The organism is Bradyrhizobium sp. R2.2-H (assembly GCF_004346455.1).
Classification (GTDB): domain Bacteria; phylum Pseudomonadota; class Alphaproteobacteria; order Rhizobiales; family Xanthobacteraceae; genus Bradyrhizobium; species Bradyrhizobium diversitatis.
Map to the genome: position 1 here is coordinate 244403 of NZ_SMBR01000008.1, position 16917 is coordinate 261319.

Genomic DNA, 16917 nt, shown 5'->3' on the forward strand with positions numbered 1-16917 from the left:
CGGCCGCGGGGGACCTTCGATCGATGTGCATTCGATCGTTGGAACCAGGGCAGATTCGTAACGAACGCGGCTGTCTCGTATGCCCCGTAGAAGCAATGAACGCGACTCCATCACCGTCACCCTGAGGTGCTCGCCTCTTCGGCGAGCCTCGAAGGGCGACGGCCCAACTGTGGCCGTTCATCCTTCGAGGCTCCCGGTGCGATGCTGTGCGCATCGCACCACTCGCACCTCGGGATGACGCGGCGCCGGTGAGTTTCGCGAGGGTGAGGGAGGCCAGAACGAACCCGGCTCCCGGGAGAGACACGGCATAAGCCGTCCGACCATCGCGCAGGGAAGGCCGCGTGTTGGGCTTCACCTGTGGCTGCAATTGCCGCGTGGCTCTGGATCCCGGCTCTGCGCCGCAATGCTCCACGCATTGCAGCTTGTCCGGGACACGAGCGCTTGTGCCGCACGATGGACTGCGGCAGGTCGGCAGCCGCATCTCGCTCTAGCCGCCGAGGATCCGCCGGCAGGCGTCGACGAACACCTCTGCGCCGGTGACGATATCGGCATCCGCCGTGTTCTCGGTCCAGTGATGGCTGATGCCGCCGATCGACGGCACGAACAGCATGCCCGCGGGCATGACGGTCGCGAGCATCTGCGCGTCATGCCCGGCGCCGCTGGGCATGCGGAGGGACCGGCCGCCGGCCAGGGCCCTGCTTGCGGCCTCGATTGCGTCCTGGAAGCCGGAATTCATCATGGCGGGCGCACCAGTGCGCAATTTCTCGACGGTGACGGTGCAGGGACCGTTCGCACTGGCCTCCTCCGCCATGGTCCGCAGCAATTGCTCCAGCCGCGCGATCACGGCCGGATCATCGTCGCGGATCTGGAACAGCATCTCTGCGCCACCCGGAATGATGCTCGGCGCGCCCGGATCGAGCGTGATGCGCCCGGTGGTCCAGACCGTGCGCGGGCCGCAGGCAGACGGAAAGCGGTCGTCGATCGCGACGCAGAATTTTGCCAGCGCGAGGCCGGCATCCTTGCGCACTGCCATGCGCGTGGTGCCGGCGTGGTTCTGCTCGCCGGTAAAATTGATCTGGTACTGCCAGATGCCGACGATGGAGGTCACGACGCCGATCGCGAGGCCGCCGCTTTCGAGCGTGTCGCCCTGCTCGATATGCGCCTCCAGATATCCGACGTGCCGTCCGGGCTCCGCGGTGATGCGCGGACGCCCGGCGAGCCCCATCTCGGCAATCGCATCGCGCATGGTGCGGCCGCTGGTGCGGTCGCGCGCGGCGTCGATGTCGGCCTCGGTCACCTGTCCGACATAGGAGCGCGAGCCGAGGAAATGGCCGAAATGTCCCTCCTCGTCGCACCAGGCGGCGACTTCGACCGCGCCGTTGAGCGATGGATCGTTATTGAGCACGCGCGCGGCCTCGAGCGCGTAGACGACGCCGAGCGGGCCATCGAGCCAGCCGGCGTAGTTCTGGCTTTCCAGGTGGGAGCCCGCCAGCAGCTTCGGCCCGGGCTTCGTGCTGGTGCCGAACACATTGCCGATGCCGTCGATCGTCGCGGAGAGGTTGGCCTCGGGCAGCTTCTGAACGAGCCACTCCAGCGAAAGCTTGTGCGGCTCGGAGAAGGTCGGCTTGTGCACGCCGGTCTTGTAGGCGCCCATGGCGCGGAGCGCATGGAGGTCGGCGAGGACGCGAATTCCGTCGGCGCGGGGCTGGGTGTCAGGCATGTTCGGCAACTTTCAGCGCCTCGGTGCGGATCTCCTCGACCAGCCGCTCCTTGAGCTGGACGAATTCCGGCGTGGTCTTGATCTTGTAGGAGCGCGGATGCGGCAGGTCCACATGGATCTCGGCCTTGATGCGGCCGGGACGCGCGCTCATGACGATGACGCGGCTGCCGAGGAAGATCGCTTCCTCGATGTCGTGGGTCACGAACAGCACCGTCTTCTGGTCGCGCTCCCAGATCCCGAGCAGCATCTCCTGCATCAGGGCGCGGGTCTGGTTGTCCAATGCGCCGAAGGGCTCGTCGAGCAAGAGGATCTTCGGATCGTTGGCGAGCGCACGCGCGATCGCGGTGCGCTGCTGCATGCCGCCGGAGAGCTGCTTTGGCCAATGGTTCTCGAAGCCCGACAATCCGACCTGGCGGATGAAGGCATCGGCGATTTTGTTCCGCTCGTCCTGCGCCACGCCGCGCTCGCGCAGGCCGAAGGCAATGTTCTCGCGCACCGTCAGCCACGGGAACAGCGTGTAGGACTGGAACACCATGCCGCGATCGGCGCCCGGGCCCGTCACCACGCGCCCGTCGAGCGTGACGCGTCCGCTGGTCGGGCGGTCGAGGCCGGCGACGATGCGCAGCAGCGTTGACTTGCCGCAACCGGAGGGACCGAGGATGGTGACGAAGTCGTTGTTGCCGATGACGAGGTCGGTCGGCTCCAGCGCCCTGGTCGGCGCGTTGCCGTGGCGCGCGGGGAAGGTACGCGAGACCTGTTCGATCTTGAGCGTCGTCATGCGAGCTTCCAGGGGAACAGCCAGGCGTTGAACGCCTTGAACAGGAAGTCCGAGATCAGGCCGATCAGTCCGATCACGATGATGCCGAAGATGATCTGGCCGGTGTTGAGCAGGGCCTGGCTGTCGGTGATCATGTGACCGATGCCGGAGGACGAGCCGATCAGCTCGGCGACGATGACGTAGGTCCAGGCCCAGCCAAGCACCAGCCGCAGGATCTCGGCGATCTCGGGTGCCGAGGAAGGCAGCAGCACCCGGCGGATGATGCCGCGGTCGCCGGCGCCCAGCGTATAGGCGGCTTCGACCAGATCGCGCCGCGTGGCGCCGACGGTCACCGCGACCATCAGGATGACCTGGAATACCGAGCCGATGAAGATCACGAGCAGCTTTTGCAGCTCGCCGATGCCCGCCCACAGGATCAGGAGCGGAATGAAGGCGGAGGCAGGCAGATAGCGCGCGAAAGACACGAAAGGTTCGAGGAACGCCTCGACCGGCTTGTAGGCGCCCATCAAGACGCCAAGCGGCACCGCGATGATCGCCGCAAGCGCGAAGCCGCCGACGACGCGCCAGATCGTCATGCCGATGTCGAACGCGAATCCCTGCTTGGTCAGCAGGTCGAAGCCTTCCTGGACCATGGTCAACGGGTTGGCGAGAAAGGTCTTCGACACATGGCCGCCGAACGTCGCCCACGACCAGAGGGCAACGAACAGCACGAAGAACGCGAGGCCGTAGGCCACGCGCTGCCTCGATGTAACAGGGTCCAGGGGACGCATCAAACTGTCTATCCGAATAGTCGATCACGGGCCGGCTCCGCCTCGTGGCGGAACCGGCGGCCTGCAGAAGCTTACTTGATGAAGCTCGCGTCGAAGAGGTCCTCGACCTTCGGCGCGGCCTTGATGATGCCGATCTCGAGCAGGAGGTCGGCGGCTTCCTTGTTGAAGGTCAGGAACTCGCCGGCGAAGAATTTCTGGTTCGCGGCCTTGTCCTGCCAGCGCAGATATTTCGCCGAGTTGCCGAACTGCTCGCCGGTCTGCTTCACGTCGGCGCCCATGATCTCGTAGGCCTTGGCCTGGTCCTTGGCGATCATCTCGAGCGCCTCGAAGTAGCTGTCGGCGAGGGCCTTGGCGGCCTTGGGATTGTCGGTGAGGAACTTCGGCGTGCAGCCGAACGTGTCCATCACCATCGGATAGTCCAGCGTGGTGGCGATGATCTTGCCCTTGTCGGGCGCCGCGCGAACGGTCGACAGGTATGGCTCATAGGTCATCGCCGCATCGTTCTGGCCGGAGACGAAGGCCTGCGCCGCCGCGGCCGGTTCGAGGTTCACGACGGTGACGTCCTTCACCGAAAGCCCGTTCTTCTTGAGCATCCAGGCCAGCGCGAAATAGGGCGAGGTGCCCGGTGCGGAGGCGGCGACGGTCTTGCCCTTCAGGTCCTTGATCGCGGCGACGTCGTTGCGCACGGCCATGCCGTCGGCGCCATAGCTCTTGTCGAGCTGAAAGATCTGCTTGGTCGCAACACCATTGGCGTTCCAGGAGATCCAGGTCTCGACCGTGGTCGCCGCGCACTGGATGTCGCCGGAGGCGATGGCGAGGTGGCGGTCCTTCTGCGGGATCTTCTTGATGGTGACGTCGAGGCCGTTCTTCTTGAAGATGCCCGCCTCCTTCGCCAATGTCAGCGGCGCGAAGCCGGTCCATCCGGAGATGCCGACGCCGACCTTGACGTCGTCGGCGAGCGCGGGAGTGGCGGCTGCGAGAGCAATGATTGTCGCAAATACCCTTGAACTACGCATGATTGTCGTCCTCTTGCCGATCGATGGATTGACGTCCTGTTGATCACTGTCGGCCCATCTGGACCGTTGCCCGAAGCGTTGCACGATTTGTGCCGACATGCTCTCTCAGCCTCCCTTGAATCGGGCGACAAGGCGGTGAGAGTCACCGGGATAGAGCAGGCGCACCGCGGTGATGGTGCGCGCGCTGCGCCAGGTGTAGCGATCGATCACGAGGCAGGGCGCGCCGACGGCGATGTCGAGCGCCTCCGCGGTGCGATCGTCCGCAACGATGGCACTGATCGTGTGCTCGGCTTCGGTCCATGGGACATGGTGAAGCAGCCACGAGCCGGGGGGCTCGCGCGAGAAGTCCGCGGTCGCGGCATCCGGCACGGACGACAGGTCGATCAGCCTGTCCTCGGCGGCGAAGGGCACGTTGTCGGCGCTATGGCGGCAGGTGATCGCGATCACCTTGCCCGCCTTCTTGACGCCGAGGCGATCGCGGTCGGCAGCGGTCGCCGCGCGCAGCTTGCGGCCGATCAGCTCGTAGCCGTAAGCCCGGCCGAGGGCGGTGATCTCGGCGCGAATGTCGGCGATCTTGAGCACCGCCGACTGATGCTGCGGTCGGCGCACGAACGAGCCGGCACGCCGCCGCCGCTCGATCAGATCGGCTTGCGCCAGCTCCGACAGCGCCTTGTTCACGGTCATGCGCGAACAGCCGTAGCGGGCCACGAGTTCGTGCTCGAACGGAATGCGATGGCCCGGCGGCCACTCGCCGGTCAGGATGCGCTTCTCGATGTCGGCACGGATGCGCTTGTAGAGCGTCGGCTTGTCGGCTGCGTCAGTGGCAAGGCTCATGCGACGAGCCTCCGCACCGATGCATTGAAGCGCTCGCGCGCTGACTGACGCAGCCTGTGCCGGCCGCCTTCGACGACCTTGGCGCCGCCGGCCCAAACGCAATCGATCGCACCGCTGCCGGCCGCAAAGATCCAGCCGTCGATAGCCGCATCGCCCTGACGTCCGGCCAGCGATGGATGCGCAGTGGCGAGGGTGACGATGTCGGCGCGCGCACCGGGCGTGAGGCCGACTGTCGATTGCGCCAGCGCCTGTGCTCCGCCCGCGAGCGCATGATCGAACAGCGTGCGTCCCGTCGAACGACCCGCGCCACTGGAGAGCACGTTGCGCTGGCGATGCTTGAGGCGCTGGCCGTATTCGAGCTGACGGAGCTCGTCCGCGACGCCGACCAGCACGTTGGAATCGGTGCCCACACCGAACGCACCGCCGGCAGCAAGAAATTCGCGCGCGGGGAAGATGCCATCGCCGAGGCTCGCCTCGGTGACGGGACAGAGGCCGGCGACTGCACCCGTGCGGGCAAATGCGCTGACCTCTTCGTCGGTCGTGTGCGTTGCGTGAATGAGGCACCAGCGTTGATCGACTGGCGCGTGCTCCAGCAGCCATTGCACCGGGCGCTGTCCCGACCAGGCGAGGCAGTCCTCGACTTCCTTCACCTGCTCGGCCGCGTGAATGTGCACCGGCCCGCCGTCGGCCAGCGGAACGATCGCCGTGAGCTCGGTCGGCGTCACCGCGCGCAGGCTGTGCGGGGCGATGCCGATGTTGGCGCCAGGCAATGCGCTGATCGCCTTGCGCGAAGCAGCCATCAATGCGGCGAACTGATCGACCGAGCAGATGAAGCGACGCTGGCCGGCATGCGGCGCTGCTCCTCCAAACGAGCCATGCGCATAGAAACTCGGCAGCAGCGTGAGGGCGATGCCTGATGCTTCAGCAGCCAGCGCAATGCGCGAAGCCATTTCGGCAGGATCCGCATAGGGCGAGCCGTCGCGATCATGATGCAAGTAATGAAATTCGCCAACGCGGGTGAATCCCTGCTCGAGCATTTCGACATAGAGCAGCGTCGCAACAGCCGCGACGTCGTCCGGTGTCATGGCCAGCGCAAAGCGATACATCGTCTCGCGCCAGGTCCAGAAGGTGTCGGTGCTGTCTCCGCGCAGCTCCGCAAGTCCCGCCATGCCGCGCTGGAATGCGTGGCTGTGCAGGCTCGCCAATCCCGGCAGCGCGATTGCGTGGCGTTCATCGCCGTCAACGGGCGCGACATTCGGCGTCACCTCGGCGATCGCGCCGGCGGTGATCACCACCTGCACGTCATTGGCCCAGCCCGAGGGCAGGAGCGCGGAGGCGAAATGCAGTCGTGTCATGTTTCCATGCCGGCTGGACAGAACTCCCGCACGATTATATGTCTAGACATATAAGTCAAGCATCCCACGAGGGGGGCCGTTGCATGGCAGAGCGCTTCGACCGGATTTGGCACAATGCCCGGCTCGCCACGCTACGGGCCGACCGCCCCGACCTCGGCGAGATCGAACAGGGCGTGATCGCCGCGCGCGGCGGCCGCATCGTCTATGCCGGTGCGCGAGCCGATTTTTCGGCGGACGCCGATGCCGCCGAACGGATCGACTGCGAAGGGCGCTGGATCACGCCCGGCCTTGTCGATTGCCACACCCACCTCGTCTATGGCGGTGACCGCGCGCACGAATTCGAATTGCGCCTGAAGGGCGCGAGCTATGAGGAGATCGCGCGTGCCGGTGGCGGCATCGTGTCGACGGTGGCCGCGACGCGCAAGGCGAGCGAGGCCGATCTCGTCGCAAGTGCGCTGCCGCGGCTCGATGCGTTGATCGGCGAGGGCGCAACCACGATCGAGATCAAGTCGGGTTACGGCCTCGACACTGCGACCGAGATGCGGCAGCTCGCAGCCGCACGCAGCCTCGGAGGCCGGCGACCGGTTGCGGTCCGCACGTCCTTTCTCGGCGCACATGCGCTGCCGGTGGAAGCTGATGGCGACAAGGACCGCTACATCGATCTCGTCTGTCAGGAGATGTTGCCGGCGGTTGCAAAGGCGGGCCTCGCCGATGCGGTCGATGCCTTCATGGAAGGCATTGCGTTCTCGGCTGCGCAAACCGCACGGGTGTTCGAGACGGCGAGGGAGCTCGGCCTGCCGGTCAAGCTGCATGCCGATCAGCTCTCGAACCTCGGCGGCGCTGCGCTTGCCGCGAAATTCTCGGCGCTGTCGGCCGATCATTTGGAGCACACCGATGAGGCCGGCGCCGCCGCAATGGCCAAGGCCGGTACGGTTGCGGTGCTGCTGCCCGGTGCGTTCTACTTCATTCGCGAGTTTCAAAAGCCGCCGGTCGAGGCGTTCCGCACGCACGGGGTTGCCATGGCGCTCGCGACCGACTGCAATCCCGGCAGCTCGCCACTGACCTCGCTTCTGCTCACGATGAATATGGGCGCGACGCTGTTCCGGATGAATGTGGCCGAATGCCTCGCAGGCGTCACCCGTGAGGGTGCACGCGCGCTCGGTATCCTCAGCGAAGCTGGCACGCTAGAGGCCGGCAAATGGTGCGATCTCGCGATCTGGGACATCGAGCGGCCCGCCGAGTTGGTCTACCGCATCGGCTTCAATCCGCTGCACCGCCGGGTGTGGAGGGGACAATGACGAACGAGGGCGCAGCGATCGTCGTCAAACCGGGGACGGTCGGTCTCGATGACCTCGCGCGCGTGCTCGATGGCGCGCCCGTCGTGCTCGCTTCCTCGTTCTGGCCGCGCATCGAAGCAGCGGCGGAGATCGTGGCAAGAGCCGCGCGCGCGGATGTTCCCGTTTACGGCATCAACACCGGCTTCGGGAAGCTGGCGTCGAGGCGCATTCCGCCGGATCAGACCGCACTGCTCCAGCGCAACCTGATCGTTTCACATTGCTGCGGCGTCGGCGCGGCGACGCCAGAGCCGATCGTCCGCCTGATGATGGCGCTGAAGATCGTCTCGCTCGGCCGCGGCGCCTCCGGTGTGCGCCGCGCGGTGATCGAGCAGTTGCAGGACATGCTGGCCCGTGGCGTCTGTCCGCTGGTGCCGCAGCAAGGCTCTGTGGGCGCCTCCGGCGATCTCGCGCCGCTCGCGCATATGACCGCGGTGATGATCGGCGAAGGGCAGGCGATCGTCGATGGCAAGACTGTACCCGGCAGCGAGGCACTCGCGGCCGCCGGCCTCGAGCCGCTGACCCTTGGGCCCAAGGAAGGCCTCGCGCTGATCAACGGCACGCAATTCTCGACCGCCTACGCGCTATCAGGCGTGCTGCGTGCATTCCGCCTCGCCCGCGCCGCACTCGTGACCGGTGCGCTGTCGGTGGATGCGGCGATGGCGTCGACGGCACCGTTCCGGCCCGAGATCCAGGCGTTGCGCGGCCATGCCGGGCAGATCGCGGCGGCCGCGACGCTGACGGCGCTGCTCGATGGCAGCGACATCCGCCTCTCGCATCTCGAAGGCGACGAGCGTGTGCAGGATCCCTATTGCCTGCGCTGCCAACCACAGGTCGCGGGCGCCGCGCTCGACCTGATCACGCAGGCCGCGCGCACGCTGATCGTCGAGGCCAATGCCGTCACCGACAATCCGCTGGTGCTGGTCGAAACCCGTGAGATTGTCTCAGGCGGCAATTTCCACGCCGAGCCGGTCGCCTTCGCTGCCGACGCTATCGCGCTGGCGCTGGCGGAGATCGGCGCGATCAGCGAGCGACGCATCGCCACGCTGGTCGACCCAGCGCTGAATTTCGGCCTGCCGCCGTTCCTCACCCCCGATCCCGGCATCAATTCCGGCTTCATGATCGCCGAGGTGACGGCGGCCGCGCTCTACGCCGAGAACAAGCAGCGCGCGGCCGCCTGCTCGATCGATTCGACGCCGACCAGCGCCAACCAGGAAGACCATGTGTCGATGGCCGCACATGCCGCGCGGCGCCTGTCCGATATGGCCGACAACCTCGCCGCCATCCTCGGCATCGAACTGCTGGTCGCCGCTCAGGGCATCACGCTGCGTGCGCCGCATGCAACCAGCGCGCCGCTGGCTGCCGTCATCGCCGCATTGCGCGAGCAGGTCCCTGCGCTGGGTGCAGATCGCTACATGGCCGGCGATCTCGCCAAGGCCGCGGCGCTGGTCGAAGCCGACGCGTTGCCGGCTGCTGCGCGCGCGCAGCTTCCCACCGATCCGTTTCCGAGACTCGTCTGAAGAGGTCCGCATGAACCATCGACTGGACAATGATCGCACCATCCGGGCCCCCCGCGGCAGCGAGATCAGCGCCAAGAGCTGGCTGACGGAAGCGCCCTTGCGCATGCTGATGAACAATCTCGACCCCGATGTTGCGGAGCGTCCGAGCGAGCTCGTCGTCTATGGCGGCATCGGCCGCGCCGCACGCGACTGGGAGAGTTTTGACCGCATCGTTGCGGCCTTGCGCAACCTCGAGTCCGACCAGACGCTGCTGGTTCAGTCCGGCAAGCCGGTCGGCGTGTTCCGGACCCACGCCGACGCCCCACGGGTGCTGATCGCGAACTCCAACATCGTGCCGCATTGGGCAACGCTCGACCATTTCAACGAGCTCGATCGCCAGGGCCTGATGATGTACGGCCAGATGACGGCGGGCTCCTGGATCTATATCGGCAGCCAGGGCATCGTGCAGGGCACCTACGAGACTTTTGTGGAGGTCGGCCGCCGCCATTATGGCGGCAGCCTCGCAGGCAAATGGATTTTGACCGCCGGCCTTGGTGGCATGGGCGGGGCGCAGCCGTTGGCCGCGACCATGGCCGGTGCGTCGATGCTTGCCGTCGAATGCCAGCCGAGCCGCATCGAGATGCGCTTGCGCACCGGCTATCTCGACCGGCAGGCCGCAACGCTTGATGACGCGCTCGCGATCATGGCGGACGCCGCAAAGACGAACAAGGCGGTCTCGGTCGGCCTGCTCGGTAACGCCGCGGAGATCTTCCCGGAGCTCGTTCGCCGCGGCGTCAAGCCCGACATCGTCACCGACCAGACCAGCGCGCACGATCCGATCAACGGATATTTGCCGAAAGGCTGGACGCTCGCAGAGTGGGAGGCCAAGCGCGCGTCCGATCCGAAGGCCGTGGAGCGCGCCTCGAAGACGTCGATGGTCGAGCATGTCCAGGCCATGCTGGATTTCCACGCCCAGGGCATCCCGACGCTCGACTATGGCAACAACATCCGCCAGATGGCACAGGACATGGGCCTGACAAACGCCTTCGATTTCCCCGGCTTCGTTCCCGCCTATATCCGTCCCTTGTTCTGCCGCGGCGTCGGCCCGTTCCGCTGGGCGGCGCTGTCGGGCGATCCCGAGGACATCTTCAAGACCGACGCCAAAGTGAAGGAGCTGATGCCTGACGACAAGCATCTGCACAATTGGCTCGACATGGCCAAGGCGCGCATCAAGTTCCAGGGCCTGCCGGCGCGGATCTGCTGGGTCGGCCTCGGCGATCGCCATCGCCTCGGCCTCGCCTTCAACGAGATGGTGGCGCGGGGCAAACTGAAAGCCCCCATCGTGATCGGCCGCGATCATCTCGACAGCGGCTCGGTCGCCAGCCCCAACCGCGAGACCGAGGCGATGAAGGACGGTTCGGATGCGGTGTCCGACTGGCCGCTGCTCAATGCGCTGCTCAATTGCGCCAGCGGCGCGACCTGGGTGTCGCTGCATCATGGCGGCGGCGTCGGCATCGGCTATTCCCAGCACGCGGGCATGGTGATCGTGGCCGACGGCACGCCGGAAGCCGCCAGGCGCATCGAGCGCGTGCTCTGGAACGACCCGGCCAGCGGCGTCATGCGCCATGCCGACGCGGGCTATGAGACGGCGATCGACTGCGCCCGTGACAAGGGTCTTGATCTGCCGAGCTTGGCAAAATAGGCGAAGTCAGGCGCCGAGCCGGGACGTATTGCTTACCAGTCTTGGCATCGTCGTCTTCGCGCCGTCCATGAAAGTCTGGACAGCGTCGCGGACGATGGCGCCGAGATCGGGCGGGATCGGCGTCGCGTAAATGAACTTGCGGATCGCCAGATAGAAGATGCGGCCGTGCAAGCCCCAGAACAGCTCGGTCTCGCGTTCACTCAATGCGTGAGTTTTTGCATCGGGCAACTTCAGCTCATGACGCAGCTCGGCGGCCGCCGGCTCGATGATCTCGCGGCGGACGATGTCGAGATAGCGGCTGGTGATGCCGAACGACTTCATGCCGGAGAACACGAAGATCCTCACCCAATTGTACTCGAACACGCGTTCAACATAGTCGAGATAGAAACGCGTGAGCCGGGCCTCCAGTGGCAAGGCCCGGTCGCGGATCATCGGTCCCCAATCGGGTGACCAGCGGCTGAGATAGACTTCCTGGTAGACCCGCTCGATCAGCGCCTCCTTGCTGGGGAAGTGGCGGTAGATCGCCGAATGCGTGATGCCCATGCGCTTGGCGAGCTCGCGGGTCTGGCCCTCGAAGCCGCGCTCTGCAAAGAACCGGATCGCCTCGTCCACGATCGCGCGCTCTCGATCCGCCGCGCGCATGTTGCGGCGCTTTGGCGCGGACTTGCCTGTCTCGGTCCGCTTTCGGACCAGTCGCTTCGCCGTTTTCTGCGCTTTTCGGGCCATTTCGTCGCTGAATCGTACGCCTTGGTGCCTTCATAGCCCAAGCTGCATTTGTGACCAAATGGTCATTTCCTGTTGACCGCCTCCCGGCGGCGTGTCAGGATTTTGAGACCAGATGGTTACAAATCTGGCTCCCGGCTGATGAGCCGATGGATTTCGAGGAAACGGCAGTGAAGGCGAGGGCTTTCAGCTATTTTCGTGCTGCGACGATCGACCAGGCGCTGGACGCTTATGCGCGCGCCGGGGACGACGCGCGTTTCATCGCCGGCGGCCAGAGCCTCGTGCCGGCGCTGACGCTGCGGCTCCAGGCGCCGCGGCTGTTGATCGACATTGCGCACATTGCCGAGCTGCGCGGCATCGGGCGCGAGGGCACCTATTTGCGCATCGGCGCACTGACGCGCCACTGCGAGATGCTGAGCGAGCCGCTGATCGCGGAGTTTGCGCCGCTGCTGCATGCCGCCGCACCCTTCGTCGCCCATCCCGCGATCCGCAACCGCGGCACGTTCGGCGGCAGCGTCGCGCTGGCCGACCCGGCTTCCGAATTTCCCGCGATGACCTTGGCGCTGGATGCCGAGATCGAGATCGCCGGTGCCTCGGGCAGGCGGCGCGTGAAGGCCGATGAGTTCTTCGTCGACCTGTTCGAGACGGCATTGCAGCCCGGCGAACTGATCACGGCGATCTACGTTCCGCTGTTCAAGGCCGATCAGCGCTATGCGTTCGATGAACTGGCGCGGCGGCGTGGGGATTATGCGCTGGTCGGTTGCGGCATGCTCGCGACTTTCACGAGTGATCGGATCGACGACATCCGCATCTCCTTCTTCTCCGTCGGCAATAGGCCGACGCGGGCGAAAGCCGCTGAGGCGGCTCTGATCGGCTTCGGCCTCGATGCGGAACACATCGCTGCCGCGCAGGCGGCGCTCGAGGGTGATCTCGCGCCGCCCGAGAACGACGAGGTGCCGCCCGCGATGCGCCTGCACCTCGCCCGCGTGTTGCTTGGCCGCCTGCTTGGACGTCTCGGTGAGGGCGCATGAGAGGCTTCGACGAAACCCTGCTGGACGAGGCCGACGAGACTGTGCGGGTCCGCTTCGTCGTCAACGGCCGCAAGGTCGCCTGCGAGGTTGCTCCGCGCGAGACGCTGGTTGATTGCCTGCGCGACGAGTTCGAGCTGACGGGCACGCATGCCGGTTGCGAGATGGGCGCCTGCGGCGCCTGCCTGGTCCAGATCGACGGCCGCGCCGCGCACTCCTGCCTGATGTTCGCGGTGCAGGCCGACGGCGCCAGGATCGATACGATCGAGGGGCTCACCGAGAGCGGGGCGATCGCCGACCTCCAGGCCGAATTCCATCGCCGCAACGCGCTGCAATGCGGCTTCTGCACGCCGGGCATGCTGGTCAACGCCTCCGAGCTGCTCTCGCAGGTGGCACAACCGAGTCGCGAGCAGATCCGTGACGCGCTGTCGGGCAATTATTGCCGCTGCACCGGCTATGAAGCCATCGTCGACGCCATCGACGCTGTCGCCAAGGCACGCAGCGCCGGAGGCGCGAGATGACGGCGCCGCTGACCTCGCTCGACCGCCCGAACTCCTACATCGGCCGCTCCCTGCCGCGGCCGAATGCCAAGCGCCTGCTCGCCGGGCGCGGGCGCTATGTCAGCGACCTCCGTCTGCCGCGCATGCTCTATGCTGCGTTCCTGCGCAGTCCGCATGCCCACGCCAAGATCGTCTCGATCAGGACCGACGAAGTGCGCGCGCTGGAAGGCGTGCATCTCGTCGCGACGGGGGCGGATCTCGCAAAAATCTGCACGCCCTGGACGGGCGCGCTCGATCATTTCAAGGGCATGACCTCCGCGCCGCAATTGCCGCTGCCGCTGGATCGCGTGGTCTGGGCCGGACAGGCGGTGGTCGCCGTCGTCGCCGAGAACCGTGCGATCGCCGAGGATGCGCTGGAGCTGATCGAGGTCGACTACGAGGACCTTCCCATCGTCGTCGACATCGACGGCGCGCGTGAGGCCGGCGGCCCGCTGGTCAATCCCGGCACCGCGAGCAATGTGTGCTTCCGCAGCCAGCTGGACAGCGGTACCGTTGATGACGCCTTCGCGCATGCAGCCCATGTGGTGGAGGAGGAATTTTCCTTCGGTCGCCATACCGCGGTGACGCTGGAGCCTCGCGCCATCGTTGCCGACTACGATCCCGCCGCCGGGATGCTCACCGTGCATCATGGCACCCAGACGCCCTACCAGTTCCAGGACCTCTATTCGCGCCACTATGGCATCCCGGAAGCCCATGTTCGCGTGATCGCGACCGACATCGGCGGCTCCTTCGGAATGAAGCTGCACGTCTATCACGAGGACATGGCGGTGGTCGGCCTCTCGATCCTGCTCGGCCGTCCCGTGAAGTACGTCGCCGACCGCATCGAATCGTTCGTCTCCGACATCCACGCCCGCGACCACCGCGTGCGGGCCCGCATGGCGCTGGACGCCAAGGGCGAGATTCTCGCAATGGACGTGCTGGATCTGACCGCGATCGGCGCATTCTCGACCTATCCACGCACCAGCGTGGTCGAGGGCAACCAGGTGATCCGCCTGATCGGCGCGCCCTACCGCTTCAGGAATTACCGCGCCACGCTGGAGGTGATCTTCCAGAACAAGGTGCAGACTAGCCAGTATCGTGCCGTCGGCCATCCCATCGCCTGCGCCGTCACCGAGCGGCTGGTCGATATGGCGGCGGTGAAGCTCGGCCTCGATCCCTTCGCCATCCGCGCGCAGAACGTGATCCCCGACGACGCCTATCCGCAGACCTCACCGACCGGCTACCGCTTCGAGGCACTGTCGCATCAGGCCTGCCTGAAGCGCCTGCACGAGATGATGGGCTATGACGGCTTGCGTGCCGAGCAGGCGGAGTTACGCAAGCGCGGCATCTACCGCGGCATCGGCATTGCCACCTTTGTCGAGATCACCAACCCCAGCCCGGCATTCTATGGCGTCGGCGGCGCGCGCATCTCCTCGCAAGATGGAGCGATCGTCAGCCTGACACCGTCGGGCGAGGTGCGCTGCCTGATCTCGGTCACCGAGCAGGGACAGGGCACCGAGGCGATCATCAGCCAGATCGTGGCCGATCAGCTCGGCCTTGCGCAGGAGCACGTCAAGGTCATCACTGGGGATACCGAGGTGACGCCGCATGGCGGCGCCACCTGGGCCTGCCGCGGCGCCGGCATCGGCGGCGAGACCGCGCTCCAGGCCGCGCGCGCGCTCAAGCGCAACATTCTGGAGATCGCCGCGCTCATCCTTCAGGAGCAGCCGTCGGCCCTCGACATCGTCGATGGCGAGGTCGTCGACGCAGGCACGCGAAGCCAGCGGATGCCGATCGCGGAGATCGCACGGATCTCCTATTTCCGCTCCGACACACTACCCCCGGGCACGCAGGCGCAGCTCACGGTCAGTCATCACTTCGCGCCGCAGGGCTATCCCTTTGCCTTCACCAACGGCATCCAGGGCTGCTTGCTGGAGGTCGACGTCGAGACCGGCTTCGTCAAGCTCCTGAAGCATTTCATCGTGGAGGATTGCGGCCGGGTCATCAACCCGATGCTGGTGGACGAGCAGCTTCGCGGCGGCATCGTGCAGGGGCTGGGCGCGGCGCTGTTCGAGGAATGCCGCTACAGCGAGACAGGCCAGCTCATGAACGGCTCGCTCGCCGACTACCTCGTCCCGATGCCGATGGAGATGCCCGACATCGTCATCGCCCACGTCGAGACGCCGACCGCCGACACCGAGCTCGGCGCCAAGGGCGTCGGCGAGGCCGGCACCGCGGCAGCGTCCGCCTGCGTGCTCAATGCCGTCAACGACGCGCTCGCGCCGTTCGGAGCCACCATCAATTCGATTCCGATCACGCCCACCAAAGTCCTGAAAGCCCTGAAGCGTTTCTAGAAAAAAACAGTTGGAGGAAATCATGCCAAAATCCGGTTCGACCCCGAAGATAACCCGCCGCACCGCGCTCGCCGGCCTCTCGGCCGGCGCGGCCCTGCTCGCCATGCCGCGGCTCGGCCGCGCCGCCGACGAGACGATCCGCATCGGCTTCCCGACGCCGCTGACCGGGCCGTTCGCCGCCGAAGCGCGCGACCAGGTCAAATGCGCCGAGCTCGCGGTGAAGCTCGTCAACGACAAGGGCGGCATTGCCGGCCGCAAGGTCGAGCTGCTGGTGCGCGACGACAAGCTCAACGCCGGTGAAGCCGCGACCCGCACGCTCGAGCTGATCGAGAAGGACAAGGTCCATGCCGTGGTCGGCGCGCTCTCCAGCGCGGTGCAGCTGGCGGTCAACGAGGTCACCCGTGCCCGCGGCGTGATCTACGTCTCGATCAGCCAGTCCGACACCATCAATGAGGCCAAGGACTTCAGCAAATACACCTTCCACGAGGCGCTGAACCCGCACATGACGACATCAGCCGTGGCGCGGCAGACCCTGAAGAAGGGCATGAAGGTCGCCCATCTCGTCGCCGACTATGCCTATGGTCACGAGATGCTGCGGGGCTTCAAGCGCGCGCAGGCGGCGATCGGTGCGGACAGTGTCGGCGAGATCCTGCATCCGTTCGGCGCCGCCGACTATTCCACCTTCATGCCGCGCCTGATGTCGATGCGACCCGACGTGCTCTGCATCTCGAATTTCGGTCGCGACCAGGCCAATGCGATCAAGCAGGCCGTGGACTTCGGCGTCAAGCAGCAGATGAAGATCGTCGTCCCGGTCATCCTGCACAATCAGCGCCTCGCCGTCGGCCCCGACGTGTTCGAGGGTGTGGTCGGCGGTGCCAATTATTATTGGGGGCTCGAGACGCAGAGCAAGTCGGCCGCCAGCTTCAACACGGCGTTCAAGGCCGCCAATGGCGGCGCCATTCCGACCGACTATGGCGCCTACGGGTATTCCGGCGTCGGTTCGTTGCTGGCCGCCATGCAGGTCGCCGGCGGCACCGATACGGACAAGGTCGTCGATGCCCTGGAGAAGCTGAAATACGATCTGACCAAGGGCCCGCAGCACTACCGCAAATGCGACCACCAATCGGTTCAGTCGGTGCTGGTGCTGGAGTCCAAGAAGAAGTCCGCCATGGCCAACGAGAACGATCTGTTCGCGATCCTGGCCAACGACGCGGGGGCCGACGACATGCTGCGCAGCTGCAGCGAGCTCGGCCACGCGACCTGAA

Annotated in this window: 14 protein-coding genes; 7 read left to right on the forward strand and 7 right to left on the reverse strand. The window is 66.1% G+C overall.

Annotated features, from left to right (window positions below; all coding sequences use genetic code 11):
• Positions 1-487: 487 nt before the first annotated feature.
• The 6 genes from EDE08_RS21950 to EDE08_RS21975 all read right to left on the reverse strand — a co-directional run bounded on the left by EDE08_RS21950 (position 488) and on the right by EDE08_RS21975 (position 6473).
• The gene (locus EDE08_RS21950) at positions 488-1720 is read right to left on the reverse strand and encodes a Zn-dependent hydrolase (protein WP_131870886.1); all 1233 of its coding nucleotides are present in this window, start codon (positions 1718-1720) and stop codon (positions 488-490) included.
• Positions 1713-2498 (reverse strand): ABC transporter ATP-binding protein, encoded by a 786-nt coding sequence (locus EDE08_RS21955; protein ID WP_165936089.1) that lies wholly within the window; start codon positions 2496-2498, stop codon positions 1713-1715. The genes EDE08_RS21950 and EDE08_RS21955 overlap by 8 nt, the downstream gene beginning before the upstream one ends.
• Positions 2495-3268, reverse strand: a complete 774-nt coding sequence (locus EDE08_RS21960) for an ABC transporter permease (protein ID WP_131871024.1) — start codon at positions 3266-3268, stop codon at positions 2495-2497. The genes EDE08_RS21955 and EDE08_RS21960 overlap by 4 nt, the downstream gene beginning before the upstream one ends.
• A gap of 71 nt (positions 3269-3339) precedes the next feature.
• Positions 3340-4284 (reverse strand): ABC transporter substrate-binding protein, encoded by a 945-nt coding sequence (locus EDE08_RS21965; protein ID WP_131870887.1) that lies wholly within the window; start codon positions 4282-4284, stop codon positions 3340-3342.
• A gap of 105 nt (positions 4285-4389) precedes the next feature.
• On the reverse strand, positions 4390-5118 hold the full coding sequence (hutC, locus tag EDE08_RS21970) for a histidine utilization transcriptional repressor HutC (RefSeq protein WP_131870888.1): 729 nt from the start codon (positions 5116-5118) through the stop codon (positions 4390-4392).
• Entirely contained in the window at positions 5115-6473 is a 1359-nt protein-coding gene (locus EDE08_RS21975) for a formimidoylglutamate deiminase (RefSeq protein WP_131870889.1), read from the reverse strand. The genes hutC and EDE08_RS21975 overlap by 4 nt, the downstream gene beginning before the upstream one ends.
• 83 nt (positions 6474-6556) lie before the next feature.
• Between EDE08_RS21975 and hutI the strand changes: the two genes are divergently transcribed.
• From hutI to hutU, 3 genes are read left to right on the forward strand one after another with little or no spacing between them, the layout of a single operon-like run.
• Positions 6557-7771 carry an imidazolonepropionase gene (gene hutI, locus EDE08_RS21980; protein ID WP_131870890.1) on the forward strand — a complete coding sequence of 405 codons (1215 nt, stop codon included), beginning with the start codon at positions 6557-6559 and terminating at the stop codon, positions 7769-7771.
• On the forward strand, positions 7768-9327 hold the full coding sequence (gene hutH, locus EDE08_RS21985) for a histidine ammonia-lyase (protein WP_131870891.1): 1560 nt from the start codon (positions 7768-7770) through the stop codon (positions 9325-9327). Before hutI ends, hutH begins: the two co-directional genes overlap by 4 nt.
• A gap of 10 nt (positions 9328-9337) precedes the next feature.
• A complete protein-coding gene (gene hutU, locus EDE08_RS21990; protein WP_131870892.1) occupies positions 9338-11008 on the forward strand; it encodes a urocanate hydratase in 1671 nt (556 codons plus the stop codon).
• 6 nt (positions 11009-11014) lie between these two features.
• On the opposite strand, the gene EDE08_RS21995 is transcribed toward hutU, so the two are convergent.
• Entirely contained in the window at positions 11015-11650 is a 636-nt protein-coding gene (locus EDE08_RS21995) for a TetR/AcrR family transcriptional regulator (protein ID WP_165936090.1), read from the reverse strand.
• A gap of 251 nt (positions 11651-11901) precedes the next feature.
• On the opposite strand from EDE08_RS21995, the gene EDE08_RS22000 reads away from it, so the two are divergent.
• Genes EDE08_RS22000 through EDE08_RS22015 form a run of 4 tightly spaced genes read left to right on the forward strand, consistent with a single transcriptional unit; the run spans position 11902 to position 16916 of the window.
• Positions 11902-12762, forward strand: coding sequence for an FAD binding domain-containing protein (locus EDE08_RS22000; protein WP_131871026.1), 861 nt, complete (start codon positions 11902-11904; stop codon positions 12760-12762).
• Positions 12759-13280 (forward strand): (2Fe-2S)-binding protein, encoded by a 522-nt coding sequence (locus tag EDE08_RS22005; RefSeq protein WP_131870894.1) that lies wholly within the window; start codon positions 12759-12761, stop codon positions 13278-13280. Before EDE08_RS22000 ends, EDE08_RS22005 begins: the two co-directional genes overlap by 4 nt.
• Positions 13277-15652 carry a xanthine dehydrogenase family protein molybdopterin-binding subunit gene (locus EDE08_RS22010; RefSeq protein WP_131870895.1) on the forward strand — a complete coding sequence of 792 codons (2376 nt, stop codon included), beginning with the start codon at positions 13277-13279 and terminating at the stop codon, positions 15650-15652. The genes EDE08_RS22005 and EDE08_RS22010 overlap by 4 nt, the downstream gene beginning before the upstream one ends.
• 22 nt (positions 15653-15674) lie before the next feature.
• Positions 15675-16916: an ABC transporter substrate-binding protein gene (locus EDE08_RS22015; protein WP_131870896.1), complete on the forward strand. Its 1242-nt coding sequence runs from the start codon at positions 15675-15677 to the stop codon at positions 16914-16916.
• Position 16917 lies beyond the last annotated feature (1 nt).

What these genes read in the sequence shown, in the direction of transcription:
- EDE08_RS21950 (WP_131870886.1), bottom strand. Translation starts at nt 1,720, where the DNA reads ATGCCTGACACCCAGCCCCGCGCCGACGGAATTCGCGTCCTCGCCGAC.
- EDE08_RS21955 (WP_165936089.1), bottom strand. Translation starts at nt 2,498, where the DNA reads ATGACGACGCTCAAGATCGAACAGGTCTCGCGTACCTTCCCCGCGCGC.
- EDE08_RS21960 (WP_131871024.1), bottom strand. Translation starts at nt 3,268, where the DNA reads ATGCGTCCCCTGGACCCTGTTACATCGAGGCAGCGCGTGGCCTACGGC.
- EDE08_RS21965 (WP_131870887.1), bottom strand. Translation starts at nt 4,284, where the DNA reads ATGCGTAGTTCAAGGGTATTTGCGACAATCATTGCTCTCGCAGCCGCC.
- hutC (WP_131870888.1), bottom strand. Translation starts at nt 5,118, where the DNA reads ATGAGCCTTGCCACTGACGCAGCCGACAAGCCGACGCTCTACAAGCGC.
- EDE08_RS21975 (WP_131870889.1), bottom strand. Translation starts at nt 6,473, where the DNA reads ATGACACGACTGCATTTCGCCTCCGCGCTCCTGCCCTCGGGCTGGGCC.
- hutI (WP_131870890.1), top strand. Translation starts at nt 6,557, where the DNA reads ATGGCAGAGCGCTTCGACCGGATTTGGCACAATGCCCGGCTCGCCACG.
- hutH (WP_131870891.1), top strand. Translation starts at nt 7,768, where the DNA reads ATGACGAACGAGGGCGCAGCGATCGTCGTCAAACCGGGGACGGTCGGT.
- hutU (WP_131870892.1), top strand. Translation starts at nt 9,338, where the DNA reads ATGAACCATCGACTGGACAATGATCGCACCATCCGGGCCCCCCGCGGC.
- EDE08_RS21995 (WP_165936090.1), bottom strand. Translation starts at nt 11,650, where the DNA reads ATGCGCGCGGCGGATCGAGAGCGCGCGATCGTGGACGAGGCGATCCGG.
- EDE08_RS22005 (WP_131870894.1), top strand. Translation starts at nt 12,759, where the DNA reads ATGAGAGGCTTCGACGAAACCCTGCTGGACGAGGCCGACGAGACTGTG.
- EDE08_RS22010 (WP_131870895.1), top strand. Translation starts at nt 13,277, where the DNA reads ATGACGGCGCCGCTGACCTCGCTCGACCGCCCGAACTCCTACATCGGC.
- EDE08_RS22015 (WP_131870896.1), top strand. Translation starts at nt 15,675, where the DNA reads ATGCCAAAATCCGGTTCGACCCCGAAGATAACCCGCCGCACCGCGCTC.